Genomic DNA, 2944 nt, shown 5'->3' with positions numbered 1-2944 from the left:
GCGGTCGAGCGAACGCCGTCGCTCGACCAGCACGGCCGACAGGCCGCGGGAGCGTTCCCGCAACTGTTCGACCCGGACCAGCCGGTCGCTGACGTCGCTCTCGCCGCGAGCACTGAGCTGGGCTTCGATCGACATCACCGCGGTGTCGAGCTGAGCGAGCGCCGTCTTCAGCTCCTGCTCGGCGGTCGACGAGTCGAGCTTGGTCGACGCGAGCGATCCGAGTTTCGTGCGCAGCGAAGCGATCTCGCGGCCGGCGACGAACGTCTTGAGCTCGGTCAGCTCGACGATCAGCGAACCGTGTCGCTCCGCGGCCTTCGCCTGGCGTTCGAGTGGACGGAGTTGACGACGAACCTCCCGCAACAGGTCCTGGACCCGCAGTAGGTTCGCCTCGGTGGCGTCGAGGCGACGCTCCGCCTTCTCCTTGCGCTTGCGGAACTTGAGGACCCCCGCCGCCTCTTCGATGATCGCGCGCCGCTCCTCGGGGCGGGCGTTGAGGACGGCGTCGATCTGGCCTTGGCTGACGATGACGTGCTGCTGTCGGCCGACGCCGGCGTCGGAGAGCATCTCCTGGACGTCGAGCAGTCGGCACGTGACGCCGTTGATCTGGTACTCCGACTCACCCGTGCGGAACAGCACGCGCGTGATCGTCACCTCGTTGAACTCGACCCCGAGCGTTCCGTCGGAGTTGTCGATCGTGATGCTGACCTCGGCGCGCCCGAGCGCCGGGCGCGCCGCCGTGCCCGCGAAGATCACGTCGTCCATCTTCTGGCTGCGGACGGCCTTGGGCGACTGGGCGCCGAGCACCCAGGCCATCGCGTCGACGACGTTCGACTTGCCGGAGCCGTTGGGTCCGACGACGACCGTCACGCCGGGTTCGAGAACCATGTTCGTCGAATCGGCGAACGACTTGAAGCCCTTGAGGGCGAGACTCTTCAAGAACACAGCGCCCAAGAAGCTACTTGGTCCCCACCGGAACCCGACAGCTCCCGCACCGTTACGTAACGGGTCAGACCCGTTACGTAACGCTCAGCGTTGGCAGACAGGGCAGAAATGGGTGCTGCGTCCGCCGCTCACGGTCCGGCGAATCCATCCGCGCCCGCACGTCGAGCACCGTTCACCGGTCCGGCCGTACACCCGGTGATCGTCCTGGTACGAGCCGACCTGTCCCATCAGATCGACGTACTGGGCGTCGCCGAGTGTGGACCCGCCCGCAGCAATCGATGCCGACAGGATGTCGACGATCGCATCGTGGAGCCGCCAGGTGCCCGCCGCGTCGACCGTGTTCGCCGCCCGGTCGGGCCGGAGCCGCGCCCGGTGCAGGACCTCGTCGGCGTAGATGTTGCCGATGCCGGCGATCACGTGCTGGTCGAGCAACAACGGTTTGAGCGCCCTCGACGTCGATCTCACGATGCGGCGCAGTTCGGAGCGCGGGAACTCGTCGGCGATCGGGTCGACGCCGAGAGCGGCGACGCCGGGCAGCTCGACATCGATCCGTTCGGGATCGAACACGACCACCTCGCCGAACGTGCGCGGATCGACGAACCACGCCTCGCGACCGTCGTCGAGGTACATCACGACGTGTGTGTGGGGCGGTCGGGCTGCTCCACCCTCGGCGAGCAGGACCTGCCCGCTCATCCGCAGGTGGATCATCATCGACTCCCCACTGTCGAGCGGACACAGCACATACTTGCCACGCCGATCGGCGGCGAGGACGGTCGTATCGGTCAATCCGGCGATCAGTTCCTCGCGCGACGTGCGGCGCACCACCCGCTCCCGACCGACCTCGACCCGCGTGATCCGCCGCCCCACGAGATGGCGCTCGAGCCCCCGGCGGACGGTCTCGACCTCGGGCAGTTCGGGCATTTCAGTCGAGGACTCGGCACGCAGCGTGAGCCGCGACCTGCTCCGCGGCCTTCTTCGACGTTCCCTCACCCGAGCCGAGGACGTCATCGCCGACCGCGACGGTCGCCGTGAAGCTCTTGGCGTGGTCCGGGCCCGTGGACGTCAGCGTGTACTCGGGTGCCGGGCGGCCGTGGCGGGCGCACCGCTCCTGCAACTCGGTCTTCCAGTCGAGATGGCCGAGTCCGTCGATCGTGGTTGCGAGTCGGGTGGCGACGTGTCGCTCGACGAACGCGAACGCGGCGTCGGGGCCGCCGTCGAGGTAGACCGCTCCGAGGACGGCCTCGAAGACGTCGGACAGGATCGAATGCTTCTCCGCTCCCCCGGCCGCCGACTCACCGCGGCCCAGTTTGATGAACGGTCCGAGCCCGATCTCGTCGGCCACCTCGGCAAGCGCGTGTGCGTTGACGACGCTCTTGCGAAGGTCGGTGAGCCGTCCCTCCGAGAGGTCGTCGAAACGCCGGTAGGTGATGTCGGCGATCGCCCATCCGAGGACCGCGTCGCCGAGGAACTCCAGGCGTTCGTTGCTGTCCGCGCCGTCATTCTCGGCGCACCACGATCGGTGTGCCAGCGATCGCTCGAGCAGATCGGCGCGCTCGAAGCGATATCCGATTCGTGCGCTCAGATCATCGAGGTCCACCGAGTCGGCGCGTCAGTCGTTGGCGTTCTCGAAGACGTAGTCGACAGCGTCGCGCACCGTCTTCAGGTCCTCGAGGTGCTCGTCCTCGATGCGGAATCCGGAGGCGCGCTCGCCGACCTCTTCCTCGAGCGACTCGACGAGCTCGATGAGCGCCAGTGAATCAGCATCGAGGTCGTCGACGAAGGAGTGACCCTCGGCGATGGTGTCGGGCTCGATCTCGAGGATGTCGGCCAGCCGATCACGGACGATGCGCAGGATCTCGTCACGCTCGATGTTGTTTTCCGAGGACATTTCGGTGAGCCTAGCTGGGGTGATCGGGCGCCCGACGGGACGGCCCGGACACGTCAGCGAGTGGCTGCGATGGCGGCGGTGATCTCGGCGGTGATCTCGTGCTCGATCATGTCA

At 67.4% G+C, this 2944-nt stretch carries 4 protein-coding genes; all 4 read right to left on the bottom strand.

What is annotated here, in order from left to right; translation table 11 throughout:
- Positions 1–942, bottom strand: a 942-nt coding sequence (locus WBV89_RS09800; RefSeq protein WP_423981155.1) for a chromosome segregation SMC family protein, incomplete at its 3' end; no start/stop codon positions are given.
- A gap of 84 nt (positions 943–1026) precedes the next feature.
- Positions 1027–1863 (bottom strand): bifunctional DNA-formamidopyrimidine glycosylase/DNA-(apurinic or apyrimidinic site) lyase, encoded by an 837-nt coding sequence (gene mutM / locus WBV89_RS09795; protein WP_423981154.1) that lies wholly within the window; start codon positions 1861–1863, stop codon positions 1027–1029.
- Position 1864: 1 nt separating this feature from the next.
- The gene (gene rnc, locus WBV89_RS09790; protein WP_423981153.1) at positions 1865–2539 is read right to left on the bottom strand and encodes a ribonuclease III; all 675 of its coding nucleotides are present in this window, start codon (positions 2537–2539) and stop codon (positions 1865–1867) included.
- Positions 2540–2551: 12 nt separating this feature from the next.
- Positions 2552–2830, bottom strand: coding sequence for a phosphopantetheine-binding protein (locus WBV89_RS09785; RefSeq protein WP_423981152.1), 279 nt, complete (start codon positions 2828–2830; stop codon positions 2552–2554).
- Between the last annotated feature and the right edge of the window lie 114 nt (positions 2831–2944).

The organism is Ilumatobacter sp. (assembly GCF_049588435.1).
Classification (GTDB): Bacteria; Actinomycetota; Acidimicrobiia; order Acidimicrobiales; family Ilumatobacteraceae; genus Ilumatobacter_A.
This window is presented reverse-complemented; position numbering and strand designations above follow the sequence as displayed.